The sequence below is a fragment of the Dinghuibacter silviterrae genome (assembly GCF_004366355.1).
Lineage (GTDB): Bacteria > Bacteroidota > Bacteroidia > Chitinophagales > Chitinophagaceae > Dinghuibacter > Dinghuibacter silviterrae.
Genome location: NZ_SODV01000001.1, coordinates 764,338 through 779,519 on the forward strand (window position 1 = coordinate 764,338; position 15,182 = coordinate 779,519).

15 protein-coding genes are annotated in these 15,182 nt (G+C 55.7%); 3 read left to right on the forward strand and 12 right to left on the reverse strand.

Annotated features, from left to right (window positions below; all coding sequences use genetic code 11):
* Positions 1-16 precede the first annotated feature (16 nt).
* From gcvT to EDB95_RS03385, 4 genes are all read right to left on the reverse strand, one after another.
* A complete protein-coding gene (gene gcvT, locus EDB95_RS03370) occupies positions 17-1,090 on the reverse strand; it encodes a glycine cleavage system aminomethyltransferase GcvT (protein ID WP_133990575.1) in 1,074 nt (357 codons plus the stop codon).
* A gap of 33 nt (positions 1,091-1,123) precedes the next feature.
* Positions 1,124-3,412, reverse strand: coding sequence for a PspC domain-containing protein (locus EDB95_RS03375; protein WP_133990577.1), 2,289 nt, complete (start codon positions 3,410-3,412; stop codon positions 1,124-1,126).
* A gap of 16 nt (positions 3,413-3,428) precedes the next feature.
* The gene (locus EDB95_RS03380; protein WP_133990579.1) at positions 3,429-3,779 is read right to left on the reverse strand and encodes a PadR family transcriptional regulator; all 351 of its coding nucleotides are present in this window, start codon (positions 3,777-3,779) and stop codon (positions 3,429-3,431) included.
* Between the two features lie 622 nt (positions 3,780-4,401).
* A complete protein-coding gene (locus EDB95_RS03385) occupies positions 4,402-4,827 on the reverse strand; it encodes a hypothetical protein (RefSeq protein WP_133990581.1) in 426 nt (141 codons plus the stop codon).
* 268 nt (positions 4,828-5,095) lie between these two features.
* Between EDB95_RS03385 and dgt the strand changes: the two genes are divergently transcribed.
* Entirely contained in the window at positions 5,096-6,571 is a 1,476-nt protein-coding gene (dgt, locus tag EDB95_RS03390; RefSeq protein WP_133990583.1) for a dGTP triphosphohydrolase, read from the forward strand.
* Between the two features lie 19 nt (positions 6,572-6,590).
* Here the strand turns inward: dgt and EDB95_RS03395 are convergent, their stop codons facing one another.
* Genes EDB95_RS03395 through dnaN form a run of 7 tightly spaced genes read right to left on the reverse strand, consistent with a single transcriptional unit; the run spans position 6,591 to position 12,116 of the window.
* Complete coding sequence (locus tag EDB95_RS03395; RefSeq protein ID WP_133990585.1) at positions 6,591-7,025, reverse strand: hypothetical protein; 435 nt, start codon at positions 7,023-7,025, stop codon at positions 6,591-6,593.
* Positions 7,026-7,059: 34 nt separating this feature from the next.
* Positions 7,060-8,133 carry an iron-containing alcohol dehydrogenase family protein gene (locus tag EDB95_RS03400; RefSeq protein WP_133990587.1) on the reverse strand — a complete coding sequence of 358 codons (1,074 nt, stop codon included), beginning with the start codon at positions 8,131-8,133 and terminating at the stop codon, positions 7,060-7,062.
* Positions 8,134-8,160: 27 nt separating this feature from the next.
* Complete coding sequence (locus EDB95_RS03405; RefSeq protein WP_133990589.1) at positions 8,161-9,108, reverse strand: ROK family protein; 948 nt, start codon at positions 9,106-9,108, stop codon at positions 8,161-8,163.
* Positions 9,109-9,143: 35 nt separating this feature from the next.
* A complete protein-coding gene (locus EDB95_RS03410; RefSeq protein WP_133990591.1) occupies positions 9,144-9,872 on the reverse strand; it encodes a 3-deoxy-manno-octulosonate cytidylyltransferase in 729 nt (242 codons plus the stop codon).
* Between the two features lie 46 nt (positions 9,873-9,918).
* The gene (locus EDB95_RS03415; RefSeq protein ID WP_133990593.1) at positions 9,919-10,734 is read right to left on the reverse strand and encodes a sterol desaturase family protein; all 816 of its coding nucleotides are present in this window, start codon (positions 10,732-10,734) and stop codon (positions 9,919-9,921) included.
* 26 nt (positions 10,735-10,760) lie between these two features.
* Entirely contained in the window at positions 10,761-10,994 is a 234-nt protein-coding gene (locus EDB95_RS03420; protein WP_133990595.1) for a putative signal transducing protein, read from the reverse strand.
* Between the two features lie 6 nt (positions 10,995-11,000).
* Positions 11,001-12,116 (reverse strand): DNA polymerase III subunit beta, encoded by a 1,116-nt coding sequence (gene dnaN / locus EDB95_RS03425; protein ID WP_133990597.1) that lies wholly within the window; start codon positions 12,114-12,116, stop codon positions 11,001-11,003.
* 130 nt (positions 12,117-12,246) lie between these two features.
* Between dnaN and EDB95_RS03430 the strand changes: the two genes are divergently transcribed.
* Entirely contained in the window at positions 12,247-13,503 is a 1,257-nt protein-coding gene (locus EDB95_RS03430) for a pyridoxal phosphate-dependent aminotransferase (protein WP_133990599.1), read from the forward strand.
* A gap of 50 nt (positions 13,504-13,553) precedes the next feature.
* On the forward strand, positions 13,554-14,645 hold the full coding sequence (locus tag EDB95_RS03435; protein ID WP_246073493.1) for a methionine aminotransferase: 1,092 nt from the start codon (positions 13,554-13,556) through the stop codon (positions 14,643-14,645).
* Here EDB95_RS03435 and EDB95_RS03440 read toward each other — a convergent pair.
* On the reverse strand, positions 14,632-15,141 hold the full coding sequence (locus EDB95_RS03440; protein ID WP_133990603.1) for a DUF2480 family protein: 510 nt from the start codon (positions 15,139-15,141) through the stop codon (positions 14,632-14,634). The two genes, EDB95_RS03435 and EDB95_RS03440, sit on opposite strands and share 14 nt — an antisense overlap.
* Positions 15,142-15,182: the final 41 nt, after the last annotated feature.

The window sequence follows — 15,182 nt, forward strand, 5'->3', positions numbered from 1 at the left end:
CAGCAAAAAATGTGCCCTACGAGAAGGGAACCCTCACCACTTTTGCCGCGAGCGCCTTGTCCCGGACGAGGATCCGGATCGGGGTATCCAGGGCCGCGTGCGCCACGTCCACGTAGCCCAGCCCGACGGCCTTCTGGAGAGAGGGCGACTGCGTACCGGAGGTGACCCGTCCGATCGTTTTACCCGTTTCGTCGGCGATTACGTAGTCGTGACGGGGTATCCCCTTATCCACCATCTCGAAACCCACCAGTTTGCGTCCGACGCCTTCCGCCTTTTGCTTTTCCAAAAAGGGCCTGGCAGTAAAGTCTTTTGTGAATTTGGTGATCCACCCCAAACCGGCCTCCAGGGGTGAGGTCGTATCGTCTATATCGTTCCCGTACAGACAATACCCCATTTCCAGCCGGAGCGTATCCCGGGCGCCAAGACCCACCGGTTTGATCCCCTTGGCCAGGATCGCGTCCCAAATCCGCCCGGCGTTTTCCTCCTTCCCCTCAAAATAAATCTCCACGCCGCCGGCCCCGGTGTATCCCGTGGCGCTGATCAGCACATTGTCCACACCAGCAAAGGTTCCCTTGACAAAAGTGTAGTATTTCAGGTTCAGTATATCCCCCTCCGTCAGGTCCTGGAGGAGCTTGGTGGCATTGGGTCCCTGGATCGCCAGGAGCGCCGTCCGGTCGGAAATGTCCTGGAGCGTGGCCCCGGTCGTATTCCGGGCGCTGATCCAGTTCCAGTCCTTTTCGATATTGGCCGCGTTGACCACGATCATATAGGTTTTCCCGGGTTCCAGGCAATAGATCAGGAGGTCATCCACTATACCGCCCTCCTCGTTTGGCATACAGCTGTATTGTGCCTGCCCTGCGCCCAGCTTGGACGCATCGTTCGAGGTCACCCGCTGGATCAGGTCGAGTGCACCTTCCCCCTTTACGATAAACTCGCCCATGTGGCTCACATCGAACACGCCGGCATTCGTACGGACCGACTGGTGTTCTTCATTGATCCCGGTATAAGAGATCGGCATGTTGTAGCCTGCAAACGGCGCCATTTTCGCGCCCAAAGCCTGGTGCCGCGCGGTAAAGGGGGTATTCTTCATGTATACTAACGATGGTTTGGGCGCAAATGTAAGTCAAAGGGCGCAGCTGATATGATAAAACCGCGAAGTAATATTGTCGTTATCGGGCAGCGATCCGGTGTCCCTGCGGCTGATGGAGGCCTGGACAGCCGTGTCCGCCTTGGATTTTGCCGGGGCTTTTGGCGTTTGCGGCGCCGCCGGGTGATACCGGTATTCATGGTTCGGGTTCGCCGTATCCGGTTTTTCGGGCTTTTCCGTCTTCTCCTGCTTTTCGGTGGCCTCCGGTTTGTCGCCGTCGTCGTTGTTATCGTCGTCGCTGTCGTGGGTGATCTTTTTCCCATCGGCCCGAACCAGCCCGTCTTTGGTCATGATGTAGTCTACCCCCGTTTCCCAGTCCTCATTGCTGTAGTCCCCGTCGTCCATGTCCACGTTATTGTTGTCCCATTTGTTTTTCCAGATCCGGACTTTGTACTCGCTCAGCCGGTCCACGCTCTCGTCCAGGAAGATGTGCTTGCCCACCGGGACCGAAAGATTCACATAAACCCCCTGACCCCGATAACGCTCGTCCTGGCCCAGCGTAAAGGTCCTGGACAGGTAGAGTATACTGTCTTCCTGCTGGAAGCTGTAATTGATTTGTTCCGCCTTGCTCCGGGCATCCTCCGGGTCATTCCCCCTGCTGCGTTTCCGGATCGCGACGTGATAGTCCCCGTCCGGGCTTTGGCCCAGGTTTAGCCGCACGTCGTAGATATGAAGGAGGTTGTCGTCTCCTGCCTCCATAAACCCGTCCATGTGCACCCCCCAATTCCAGCTGTCGTTTCCAAACGATTGGTTTTTCACCCTGACGATCATCTTGTTATGGGATGGCTGCGCGATCGATGCCTGGTCCGTGACGGCGTTTCCATCCCTCACGCTCCGGACGATCATACCCGCCAGGCAAAAAGCGCTCACAAACCCTAAAAACCAAAGCGAACCGAAAACATACCGGATATAGTTGTCCGCCTTCCTGCCGGTGATCATCCGGATGATCCAATAAAAGATGGCGACCACGGGAATACCAAGGAAAAGTACAAGCGTAGCCCAGAAGAAAAAGTGCGCCCAAAAACCCTGCAGGAAAATATCCGAAAGCGTATACGCACCGACGCTTCCAAACAACACCGCAATCAGGCTCGCCAGGATGCTAAAAGCAATGATCCCTGCTATGAACATAAAGAATATCTTGAAAAGCATCCCGATCGCGCGCAACACGCCCGAACCGGTTCTCCTCGCGGCCGGCGCCGCTTCCTTCGCGAAACGCCTGCTGGTGGATTTGAGTTCTTCTCCCATAGCCTGGGCCCTTTCCGAAAACTCACCCCCCGCCTTAACGGCGCGCTCCTTGATCCCCTGCAACTCCTGCTGGACCGTGGCCCGGATGCTCTCCAGGTCGATCTTCGCACCCCTCATCTCCAACCGCTCGCTGGCCGTCCGGGCTTCGGGCAACACCGCCCAAAGAATGATATACACCAATAACAAGGAACCACCAAACCCGTTAAATACGGTATAAGAGAAGTCATGCCAGTGCCACCACCAGAAGGCCACGCGCCCGATGGCGCCAACAACCCCGAGCAAAAAAGGCGCTGCAAAGATCAGCCGCGGGATCCAGACCTCTATATTGAAATAGGCCGCAATCCCCCCGCACACCCCACCGATCATCCGGTCTTCCGGATTACGAAAAAGACGCTTGCGGATGTTGGCTTCCATGGCTTGCGTCGGCAACGCGATCCAAAGGACGAAATAGACCAGGACCGCCGCCCCGAAACTTCCGAAAACCATGATGACGTAGAGGATCCGGATAATCACCGGGTCGATTTTCAGGTAGTTGGCCAGGCCGCTACAGACCCCCCCCAGCACCTTGTCCGACTCGTTGCGGTATAAACGGCCACGGGGTTCATACTGACCACCGGTAAAATGGCCACCGGCCGTTTTTTCCGTGGAGCCCATGCCCGCCGTGCCCGCGCCGGTCCCGGTTTTGCCCGCGCCAGTCCCGGTTTTGCCCGCGCCGGCCCCTTGGTTCGCCCCCATCTGCTCCGCAAAGGAATTTTCCGCCGCCTCGAAATCCTCCGGCCGGCCCATATTATCGATGATCCTGCCCAGGTCTTCGTCCGTGATACAGGTGGCCCCCCCTTTCAGGTAATCATTAAATAATTCCCCGATCCGGTCCTGGATGTCGTTGATGATCTCCTCCCTGCCCTCTTCGTTGGCAAAATAGCGTCTCAGGCTTTCGATATACTGCTTCAAAAGTTCAAAAGCAGATTCTTCGATCGGTATTACCCGGCCCTGAAAGTTTATATTAATCACTTTTTTCATGACGATCTTTTGAATGTTATGGTTGTTCTGTACCGTTGTTGGGCAATTGAGTAAGGGCGCTAACGGCCCCCGCCAGTTCATTCCAGGTATCTTCCAGCTCCTTGTAAAAGGTCAACCCCTTGTCCGTCAGGTTAAAGTATTTGCGGGGAGGCCCCGAATTGCTTTCCACCCACCGGTAGCTCAGGAAGTCTGCATTTTTCAACCTCGTCAGCAATGGATACAAGGTTCCTTCCAGGATGTGCAGGTTGGCCGACTTCATTTTCTCGATAATATCAGATGGGTAAGCCTCCCCGTGTCTGATAATGGAGAGAATGCAGAATTCCAGCACCCCCTTTCTCATCTGGCTCTGCGTGTTTTCAATGTTCATAGCGCTTCTTTTTTAGAATGGCTTCCGCATGTCTCCGGATCCGTAATTGGATTCTGATACAAATCTATGGTATAATTTAGTATTATGCAATACCAACTACCATTTTTTTTATAGTACTGGTAGATTTTTTTGAGGAAAAAAGGGGTTATGGACATACCTCTTTGATTATCAATAGAACCGCCTCGGGTCCTCGACCAAAGGGACGGTCAGCGTGCTGGAAGAATGGTTTGTCTTTTTTCTTCTTTTCCGGAGGGTTAAAGCCTGCATTGCATCCCTAAATTCTCCGGAAAAGAAGAAAAAAGACAAACCATTCTTCCTTAAGCGCGGTCGGTCCCGTGATCTGTACACGTTGGCGGGGGTGAACCCTGGACCGGTTTGTTTGTTGAGGGGTTGGGAGGGGGTAGTGGCAAAAAATAAGGCCCCGCCCGGGTAAAAGGGCGAGACCTTGTGCGTCGATTGGCGAAGTAGGACGAGCGCGCGGGCGAAACCCGGCGGTCCGATCATAGCATACCCGACAGACGGGATATGACAAAGGCAGATACAATCGATGGGATAGGAAGGGAGGCTTTCCGGAAGGACACCCGGAAGGAAGCCATCAAACCTTCGGAAGCAATTCGTTAGATTAGTTGGTCTGCTTTACGGTGATTTCTTCGACCGAGCGTTGCTGGGCGGCGACGGCATACGTAAAGGAGTTCTTGCTCTTCAGGTTACGGATCACGAAGGAAACGCTGTTGATCTCGTCGCCGGAAGGCAGCTTGAACTTCTTGTCGAACTTTTTGTCGGAATACAGGCCTTTGTACAGGGTGTTGCCCGCGTCGTCTACAACGGCTACATAGTACGTGTCACCGGCGTTGTTGTCAAACTGAACGTCGAAGATGTAGTTGCCGTCCTGGGAACCGATGTAGGTTACGTTAACAGGGCTGGCAGTAGCAGGAGTATCCTTGTGGGACTGCGCCTTCGTAGCGCCTGCATGCAGGAAAAACAAACCGGAAAGGAACAAAGTGGCCACTGTGCGGGCCAGGCGAATGTTCAAAGTTGGCTTTTTCATTTTTTGTACATTTTAGTTTAAAAAAAATCTTAATGTACAAGCAACCAAATGAGAACAAGCAAATCGCGGGGCAAACAATAAAATAAAGATCGGAGGAACGTACTTTAAGTACTTTTGATGCAGCAAATTTCGGGTTTGATTCGAAATAAACTGTAATGGAATCGTTAAAGAACTATTACGTCTCCGGTACAAATATATAAATAATTTTCGATTTTGCAAGATCTAAGAAAAAACATTATATATTTTAAATTTTAATGCAAAGGATTACATGGCTTCAAATCTTCGCTGGGAGGACATTTTCTCAATAAATCGGGTGGGGCAGGAAAAATTAGAGCAGGGAGTTCGCTCCGGTTTTCAACGAGATTTTGACCGTTTGATCTTTTCTTCCGCGTTTCGCCGTCTTCAGAACAAAACCCAGGTCTTCCCCCTTCCGGGCAGCACCTTTGTCCACAACCGCCTGACCCACTCCCTGGAAGTGGCCAGCGTGGGCCGGTCCCTTGGAAAAATTGTGGGCAGTCACATCGCCGCTGAAGAACTGGGACTGGGTCCCGACGAGGCCGAAGCCCAGGAATTTTACCGCTACGAGCTATCCAACGTCATTGCCGCTGCCTGTCTGGCCCACGACATCGGCAACCCCGCCTTTGGCCATTCCGGCGAAAAGGCGCTGTCCGCCTTTTTTGCCGAAAACGCGGGCCGCCAGATCGATGGGCGGACGCTGCAATCTTATTTTTCCCCCCTCGAATGGTCCGACCTGGTCAATTTCGAGGGCAACGCCAACGCCTTCCGTATCCTGACCCACACGTTCAAGGGCAAACTGCCCGGGGGCTTCGGGCTCACCTATACCACCCTGGCGGCTATCCTTAAATATCCCTGCGATTCCGCTTCCGTCGGCGGCGCGGCTCACCGGAAGAAATATGGATACTTCCAGACGGAGCACGAGAATTTTCTGGAGGTGGTGCACGAGCTGCACATGATCCCGGACATCCCGCCCGGCGAAGCCGCACCCGGCGGCGCCTATGCGCCCACGGCGCCCGCCGGGGCTGCCGCGCACATGGACGGCACACCCACGGGCGCCGCCTTCTTCCGCCACCCCTTCGTCTACCTCACGGAAGCCGCCGACGACATCTGTTACCAGGTGATTGACGTGGAAGACGCGCACCGCCTGGGGATCGTCCAGCTCGACGAGGCACGGACGCTCCTGCTGGACCTGATGCATGCGATCGGGCGTCCCACGGACAATATGGACCGGGTCCGCAAAAGGGTGGACGGGATCGGGGACGCCAACGAAAAAATCGCCTACCTGAGGGCCCGGTGTATCAACTCCCTCACCCTGCAGGCCGCCGACGTTTTTATCGCCAACAGCGCTGCCATCCTGAACGGGACCTTCCGGAGCACACTGATAAAAACCATCAACGAGACCTGTCATGCCCTTGACGCGATCGAAAGCCTGTCTGTCGACCGGATCTACAACCACGAGTCGGTGATCCAGATCGAAATCGCGGGCTACCATGTCATGAGCGAATTGCTAAACGTATTCGTTCCCCCGCTCCTCAAACAAAAACCGGACGCCAGGGACAAAAAAATGATCCGGCTGATACCGGATCAATTCCTGGAAACGGGGGATAGGGATACCCCCTACCATAAAGTTCGTTGTGCCCTTGACTATATCTCCGGGATGACGGACCTATACGCGACCGAGCTCTACCGGAAGCTCAAGGGAATCGACATACCCATTCATCGATAGGGTGCGAAAAACGCGGGCGTTAGTTGCTCTTTTTCGCCGCCGCAGCTGCCGCCTGCTTGTTAGCCTTATACCGCATGTCGGGCGTACCATCCTTCTTTAGGGGGCCGGCAGGCGCTTGTTTGTTGGCCTTGTACCGCATGTCGGGTGTGCCGTCCTTTTTCAGGGGACCGGCGGCCGTGGTCTTCGCGCTGGCGGCCGTTGTCTTTGCACCGGCAGCAGCAGTGGCGCCGGTGGAAGCAGCGGCGCTTTTGGTGTTGGCCGCCGTGGACGCCGCTGTCGTTTTCGCGTTAGCCGCGGTCGTCGACGCCGTGGTCTTGGCCTTGGTGGCGGTCGTCTTTGCTTTGGCGGTTGCCGAGGCCGGGGTCTTCGCCGGAGCTGGCGTGGTCTGTGCATGCGCCACGCCGAGGCACAGGCAGAGTAAGAAAGCAATCGCTGAAGTCAGAGTCTTTTTCATAACCGATTAGTAGTTTAGCTACTAATATAAGAATTTAGAGCTTCTCGTAGAGTGCCCGAAGCCGGTCGCGGGTCATTTGTTTTTCCCAGTCTTTTCCCAGGGCATTTTCCCACAGGGGCTTCATGCCCAGGGAGACGTTGATCATGGTATCGAACTGCTCGTCGGTCAGGCCTTTGCAGATGCCTTGGGGGATGTCGATCTTGTTTTTGTCCACCATCTTTTTGAACTCGCGCACACCTTCTGGATAAAATTCTTCGAGGTGGTTGAAAACGATGCAGTTACCGATACCGTGTTTGGTGCCTAAGAGGTAGGAAAGACCATAGCTTACGGCGTGGGCCACCCCGACCTGGGAATAGGCGATGCTCATCCCGCCGGCATAAGAGGCCATCATCAGCTGGTCGTCGCTTTGGGCGTCCCAGTGGTCCTTGTGCAAAAAGACTTCCTGGCAAAGGGCCAGGGCTTTCTCGCCGTAGGATTTGCTGAATTCGTTGAGATAGGTCCCTTGCAGGCTTTCGATGCAGTGGATATAACAGTCCATGCCCGTATAAAAACGCTGGTTGACAGGGACGCCTTCGGCCAGGACGGGGTCGAGGACGATCTGGTCGAAGGGCGTAAAGTCGGAATTCATCCCCAGCTTGCGCGTGGGACCGGTGAGCACCGTGGTCCGGCTGACTTCCGCCCCGGTGCCGCTGATGGTGGGGATACCGGCTTTATAAACGCCCGGGTTTTTGACGAGGTCCCAGCCCTGGTAGTCTGCGGAGGAGCCGGGGTTGTTCATCATGAGGCCGACGGCCTTGGCGAGGTCCATGGTAGAACCCCCGCCGATACCGATGACACCGCTGACGGTTCCATAGGCATCCTTTAATTCTTTTGCCAGCTGGTCGACCTGGGTGGTTTTCGGCTCGTAGGTCACGTCTGCGGAGACCAGGCGGTCTTTACCCCGCAGGGGGATCCTTCCTTCCAGGGCCTTGCCCTTGAAAAAGTGATCCAGCAAAAACACCATGGGGGCATCCCCTTTGCGCTGGGGCGAGAGGATTTCGTCCAATTGATCAAAGGAACCACGGCCATACACCACGTAGCCGACCATCTTGAAATTGCGGAATTGCATAGGCAAAAATTTTAAGCCCCGAGGGCGTCAGGGCTGCAAAGTTAAGGCCGCCGCACCAAATACGCCCGCACTATCTCCGAGGAGGGGGGGTATAACGGGTACGTCCAACCGGTTGTTAAAAATGTGTTCGCTCAGGGACCGGACGCCTTCGGTATACAGGCCCTGGATATTCCCCACACCCCCACCGACGACAATGACGTCGGGGTCGACGATGTCGGTGACGACGGAAAGTCCTTTGCCAAAAAAATGATACAAGCGCTCCATCGTCGCTACGGCAGCCGGTTCAGTGGAGACTGCTATATCCTTTAAGCGTTTTTCGCTGCCGGAAATTCCTTTATAGAACCGCTCCAACGCGGGTCCGGAAATCACGGTTTCCACGCAGCCGGTTTTGCCGCAGTAGCAAGGACCACCGGAGGCATCGAGGTAGTTGTGCCCCCATTCCCCGGCGATGCCGTGTTTCCCGGCCCAGACGCGCCCGTCTACGACAAGCCCCCCGCCCACGCCGGTCCCGGCGATCACGCCAAAGACCACCCTCGCTTCGGGGAATCGCGCCCGGACGGCACCCCAGCGGGTTTCCGCCAGGGCGAAACAGTTGGCGTCGTTGGCCAGGATAGCCGGTACGCCCAAGGCCTGCGTCAGGTCGCGCTGTAACGGCTGACCGTTGAGCACGACCGAATTGGCGTTTTTCATGGTTCCCAGGATGGGGTCTAGCACCCCGGGGGTGCCAAATCCAACGGAAGTCGGCGTGAGCCCGGAGGCAGCCTTCATTTTGTCCACAAGCCGCGCGATCTGGTCGATAACGTGTGTGTAACCGAGACGGGTTTCGGTGTCGAGGCGCATCCGCACCAGGGGCTGCGGGTCGCCGGCCGCGGCAGCACCGCGCGTACCGGAGGCTGAGCCGCCAGGCGCAGCCGGCATAATGACCCCCTCTACTTTCGTCCCACCGAGGTCAATCCCCCATAACCATTGTTCCATAGTCCTAACGTTTGAGTTGCGCGCCTGCAGCGCGTTTATACGATGAGTTTTGCCGCCCGGTCGAGGTCATCCGGCGTATCTATCTCTACACCCATATAATCCACCACGACCATCCGCAGCGGCACGCCGTGCTCCAGGTAGCGGAGGCACTCGACCTTTTCGGCGTTTTCCAAAGGTGTGACGGGCCAGCGGGTAAAGTCCAGGAGGGCTTGTTTCCGGAAGGCGTACACGCCGATGTGTTCATAATAAGGAATGACCAGCTCTTTGTTCCGGGGGTAAGGGATCACGCTCCGCGAGAAGAAAAGGGCGTTTCCTTTGAGGTCGATCGCCACTTTAACGTAGTTCTCGTCGGCGATGAGGGCCGGATCTTTGAGTTCCTGCATCAGCGAGGCTACCTGCACCGATGCCCCGTCGGCGCCCTTGAACACCGCGAGAAGTTTTTCGAGAGGGTCGCGTTTGATAAACGGGGTGTCGCCCTGGATATTGAGGACGATGTCCACCTCCATGTCCTCGACCGCTTCGGCGATACGGTCGCTCCCGCTTTCGTGCTCGCGTCGGCTCATCTTGGCCGTTCCGCCGCCGGCGGTGATCTCGTCGTAAATCACCGGGCTGTCGGTCACCACCACGACCTCGTCAAAAAGACCGGTCGCGACCGTATTGTCATACGTATGACGTATGACGGTTTTGGAACCGAGGGGCTGCATGAGCTTGGCGGGAAAACGGGTGGCCGCGTACCGGGCCGGGATGAGCGCCGCTATTCGCATGAAAGAGTTTTGCGGGCAAAGATGCGAAATTTTTTCGCGGGACGCCTCACCGGGGCCTTGGCCGGTACTTCTGAAACGGCACCCGCAGCAAATTCCCGATGTCATCCTTTTCGGCAATATGGGTATCGAGCCCATAGCGAAGGTCTTCCGGCGGCAGCGACCGGAAAGTCCCGAAGAGCCGATCCCAAAAAGAAAAGATATTCCCGTAGTTGCTGTCCGTAAATGGTCTTTGAAAATGATGGTGCACTTTGTGCATGCCGGGTGACACGAGCACCCAGCTGATGGCCCGGTCCAACCCCGGCGCCAGCCGGATGTTGGCGTGGTTGAACTGTGCAAAAACGACGGATAGCGACTGGTACATCATCAGGACCCATACGGGGGCACCGCTGACGGCCACCGCCAGCAGGGTAAAGAGGGCGCGCAGGACGCTCTCGACGGGGTGGTGCCGGTTGGCGGTCGTCGTGTCTACGTGCCGGTCGATGTGGTGGATGGTATGGAACTGCCACATCCACCGGACCTGGTGTTCTATCCAGTGGACGAGCCAGGCGCTGATCAGGTCCAGCAGCATCAGGCCCAATAACCAGAAAAGCCAGGGGGGCAAGGGCACCAGGTACAACAACCCAAACCGGTGATCAGCCGTCCAGAAACACGTCCGTACGATCAGGAAGGCAAAAGCAAAATTGACGACTATGGTGGTCAGGGTAAAAAAAAGATTGACGCCGGCGTGCGACAACTTGTGGTAGGGCCGGCGCACGAGGGGCAGGGGCCCTTCCAGCAACCAGAAGAAAAGGAGACCGCAAACCAGGATGAGCGTGCGGTGGGCCGAAGGTATGTGCGCCCAGTATTGAGACCAGTCGGACAAGTGGAACGTTTCCTAAAAGGTACGAATTATTCCTCTTCCGTGGTAGCGGCCGAGGCCTCGTCCTCCATGATCCCCAGCATGGCGGAGGCCGTCCGTGCTTCCTCTTCGGGAACAACCAGCTTGATCCCGCTGGACGAATACGCCAGCGTGGTGGTGCCATATTCATCCTGGAGAAAGGCGTGGATCCCAGCCTCCTTCAACCGGCCCAACACGACGTTGGCGCTGATGTAGTCACCGTATGTCCGAAGTACAACCAACACAACACCCTAGTTATTCAGCATCAGGGGCATGACCAGCATGAGTTGGTCCTCGTCCTGATCTTGTTCGGCCGGTTTGATGATCCCGGCTTTCGTGGGGGTGGACAGCTCCATCTTTACCTCTTCCGAGTCTGTGGCGTTGAGCATTTCGATCAGGAATTTGGCGTTAAAGGCGATCTGCATGTCTTCGCCTTCATAGCGGCAGCGCATGCGTTCGTTCCCTTCAAAGCTAAAATCCACGTCCTGGGAGGCCAGCTGGAGCTCGCTCCCGGTGATGCTCAGGACCACCTGGTTGGTGCTTTTGTTGGAAAAGACGCTGACCCGCCGAAGCGCATTTTGGAAGTCGGTACGGCTGACCGACATCGTATAGGGATTATCGACGGGGATCACCACCTTGTAGTCGGGGAAGCGGGCGTCGATGAGACGACACGTGAGCTGCGTCGTTCCATGGGTGACAAAAAGGTGGTTGCCGCTGTAGGCAATCTTTAATTCGTCGTCGTTGTCGGGCAGCGCGCTTTTGAGCAGGTTGAGCGGCTTTTTGGGGACGATGAAATTGTCGCTCTTCCCGGCCTTGACTTCCTTGCGTTTGTAGCGCACGAGGCGGTGGGCGTCGGTTGCCACAAAATTGACGCTGTCCTTGTCCAGCTCGAAGTATACGCCCGTCATGGCGGGTCTCAGGTCGTCGTTCGAGACGGAAAAAAGCGTTTTATTGATGGCCGTGACCAGGGCGGTGCTGGTCATGGTAAAGGTCGTAGCGTCGTCGGCCGTGGGTTCCTTCGGGAAATTGTCGGGGTTTTCACCCATGACCTTGTATTTCCCGTTGTCGCTCGTAATTTCTATCGCAAAATTTTTCTCAATTGTAAACGTCAAAGGCTGATCCGGGATATTCTTTAAAGAATCCATCAAAATCTTAGCGGGAATGCAAACTTTGCCGCTATCTTTTGCTTCAATATCGAGTTCGACCTTCATCACCGTTTCCAGGTCGGTGGCGATGACCGTGAGTTTGTTTTTATGGATATCGAAAAGAAAATCCTCCAGGATCGGCAGCACCGTGTTGGCGTTGATGACGCCGCTGATCTGCTGTAAGTGCTTCAATAAGGCCGAAGAGGAAACGATAAACTTCATACGTGCTGGGTTCTTTTGATAATGTTACGGTTTTCGGCGTCAATTTATAAAGTTTTTAGCAATAGCCTTTTAAAACTTATGAACGAACCGGGGAAAACCGAATAACCGTTAGTCTACGTATCTTTGACGCATGCAACTCTCACAATTGGCCGAAAGCCTCATCGGTTCCGAGATCGTACGACTGGGTAACGAGATCAAGGACAAAATCCGTCAAGGGAACAGGATATACAACTTCACCATCGGGGACTTCGATTCCAGGATTTTTCCCATTCCGCAGGAGTTGGAAAAAGGCATCATCGAAGCTTACCGGGAAGGGTACACGAATTATCCACCCGCCGAGGGGATCCTTGAGCTTCGCGAATCGGTAGGCAGGTTTCTTGCGGACAGGGAAGGTCTTCACTATACACCATCAGAGATCCTTATTGCTTCCGGGGGACGGCCGTTAATCTATGCGTTATACCGGGCCATCGTGGACAAGGGAGAAAAAGTGATCTACGCTGTTCCTTCCTGGAACAACAACCACTATGTGCATTTTGTCGGCGGTCAGCACGTCACGATAGACACTACGCCGGAACAGCAATTCATGCCAACGGCCGACCAGGTGCGACCGCTTTTGGGCGATGCCACCCTCCTCGCGCTTTGCTCCCCTCAAAATCCTACGGGTACCGCCTTTAGCAAAGAGGAACTACAAAAGATCTGCGATGCCGTTGTCGAAGAAAACGCGCGTCGCGGACCAGGTAAGAAAAAACTATTCCTCCTATACGACCAGATGTACTGGACCCTCACGTATGGAAAAACCCGGCACTACAACCCCGTTTCCCTGCGGCCGGAGCTGAAGGACTATACTGTATTCATCGATGGCATCAGCAAGGTCTTCGCCGCTACCGGTCTCCGGGTGGGTTGGGCCCTGGGACCCGCGGAAATCATTGCCAAAATGAAGGCCATCCTCTCCCACATGGGCGCCTGGGCACCCATGGCCGAGCAACGGGCCACGGCGGCCTACCTGGGACAAACCGAAGCCATCGACCGGTATTTAAAGCACTTCAAAAATGAACTCGAAGAGCGGTTGAACCGGATATACGACGGTTTTAGGACCCTGAAGACCGAAGGTTTTGCTGTCGACTCCGTAGAACCCCAGGCCGCCCTTTACCTGACGGTCTGTTTTGACCTAACGGGCAAAAAGACCCCCGCCGGAAAGGTCCTGGAGGACCAGGAGCAGGTCACCGCCTACATCCTGGACGCTGCGGGTCTGGCCGTTGTGCCATTCTCCGCATTTGGTGCGGGGAAAAATTCGCCCTGGTACCGGCTCAGTGTGGGCACCTGTGTCAAGGAAGAAATCCCGGATATGCTGGGCGCGGTGCGCAAAGCCTTGGAGGGCCTACGCTGATGGCCCTGCAAAGCAAGCTCCCTTCAGTGGGAACCACGATTTTTACCGTTATGTCCACCCTGGCCCAGGAACACCAGGCCATCAATCTATCCCAGGGTTTCCCGGACTTTGCCATGGACCCCCGGTTGATCGATGCGGTCGACCAGGCCATGCGGGAAGGCGCCAACCAGTATACCCACATGAACGGGCACCCGCTCCTGAGGGAACGAATTGCGGGAAAGGTCGGCCACCTCTACGGCGCCGGGGTGGACCCCCAAACCGAGATCACCGTCACACCCGGGGCGACCTACGCTATTTATACCTCCCTGACCTGTATCCTGCGGCCCGGGGACGAGGTGATCGTTTTCGAACCCGCGTATGACAGCTATATTCCCACCATAGAAGTCAACGGGGCCACCGCCGTACGCGTCCCTTTACAATTCCCCCACTATTCCATCGACTGGGACCTGGTGAAAAAGGCCATCACCCCCCGGACCCGGATGATCCTCCTCAATACGCCCCACAACCCCACGGGCAGCGTGTGGACGGACGCTGACTTCCGCATGCTTGAAACCCTGGTGGAAGGCACGGACATCCTGCTGATGAGCGATGAAGTATACGAGCACATCACCTTTGACGGGTACCGCCACCCCAGCATCCTGAAATACCCTGTGCTCCGGGCGCGGGCTTTTGCTTGTTTTTCCTTTGGAAAAGCCTACCACTGTACCGGTTGGAAGATCGGCTACTGTATCGCACCCCCTGCCCTGACCACCGAATTCCGGAAAGTGCACCAGTTCAATTGTTTTAGCACCAATACCCCCGCCCAGCTGGGGCTGGCGCGTTACCTGGAGAACCGCGAAGCGTACGAAAGCCTGCCCGCGTTTTTTCAACGCAAACGGGACCTCTTTCTGGGGCTTATGAAGGACAGCCCTTTCCGCTGGCTGGACAGCAAAGGCAGTTATTTTGTGCTCGGATCCTACGGTCATTTCAGCCAGGAACCCGACACTGATTTTGCGATCCGGCTGACAAAAGAATACGGCGTAGCGGTGATCCCTGTGTCGGTTTTTTACCAGGATGGCAAAGACGATAAGGTCGTCCGGTTTTGTTTTGCAAAGGAAGACAAGACGCTCGAAGAAGCCGCACGCAGGCTCACTTCCGTTTGAAGACGGGCACCGTGCTGCAGGGTTCCCCGTACATGATGCTTTTCGCCACGGGCCGGAGCTTTAAGGTAATGGCAAGGTAGGCATCGGGCGGAACTTCGGCATCTCCGCAACCTTTCACCACAACGCGTTTGTCCGCATACTCCGCAGCGGGCAGCGCCGCGATGGCTTCCAGCAGTAGTTGCTTGCGCAGGGCCACGGGGTCACCCAGAAAAACCAGCGCGGCGATGGGTTCCAGATACGTAGCCACCAGCATATACGCCCAGGCGGGAATGATGGCATCTGCGGAACAAAACACCGCCACCTTCCTGCCCGTAAAAGTGGTCCAGTCATAGCTCTGAAGGGCGGTCCTAAAATCCTTTTCCTTCAAAATCAACCCCATGAAGAGAAAGTCCTTCAGATCCAGCACCGCCAGGTCGCCTTCCGCAGGAAGAAAATCCTGAAGGTCGAGGCTAACCAGGCCGCTTTCGGCCACTTTATTCACGATCACGTCAGACATACCCCAAAGATACGAAATGGGGGATTGCGGGCAGGGCGCAA

Coding starts and splice junctions, on each gene's coding strand:
- dnaN (WP_133990597.1), bottom strand. CDS start 12,116: ATGAAGTTTATCGTTTCCTCTTCGGCCTTATTGAAGCACTTACAGCAG.
- EDB95_RS03395 (WP_133990585.1), bottom strand. CDS start 7,025: ATGAAAAAGACTCTGACTTCAGCGATTGCTTTCTTACTCTGCCTGTGC.
- EDB95_RS03410 (WP_133990591.1), bottom strand. CDS start 9,872: ATGCGAATAGCGGCGCTCATCCCGGCCCGGTACGCGGCCACCCGTTTT.
- gcvT (WP_133990575.1), bottom strand. CDS start 1,090: ATGAAGAATACCCCCTTTACCGCGCGGCACCAGGCTTTGGGCGCGAAA.
- EDB95_RS03435 (WP_246073493.1), top strand. CDS start 13,554: ATGTCCACCCTGGCCCAGGAACACCAGGCCATCAATCTATCCCAGGGT.
- EDB95_RS03375 (WP_133990577.1), bottom strand. CDS start 3,412: ATGAAAAAAGTGATTAATATAAACTTTCAGGGCCGGGTAATACCGATC.
- EDB95_RS03440 (WP_133990603.1), bottom strand. CDS start 15,141: ATGTCTGACGTGATCGTGAATAAAGTGGCCGAAAGCGGCCTGGTTAGC.
- EDB95_RS03380 (WP_133990579.1), bottom strand. CDS start 3,779: ATGAACATTGAAAACACGCAGAGCCAGATGAGAAAGGGGGTGCTGGAA.
- EDB95_RS03430 (WP_133990599.1), top strand. CDS start 12,247: ATGCAACTCTCACAATTGGCCGAAAGCCTCATCGGTTCCGAGATCGTA.
- dgt (WP_133990583.1), top strand. CDS start 5,096: ATGGCTTCAAATCTTCGCTGGGAGGACATTTTCTCAATAAATCGGGTG.
- EDB95_RS03385 (WP_133990581.1), bottom strand. CDS start 4,827: ATGAAAAAGCCAACTTTGAACATTCGCCTGGCCCGCACAGTGGCCACT.
- EDB95_RS03400 (WP_133990587.1), bottom strand. CDS start 8,133: ATGCAATTCCGCAATTTCAAGATGGTCGGCTACGTGGTGTATGGCCGT.
- EDB95_RS03405 (WP_133990589.1), bottom strand. CDS start 9,108: ATGGAACAATGGTTATGGGGGATTGACCTCGGTGGGACGAAAGTAGAG.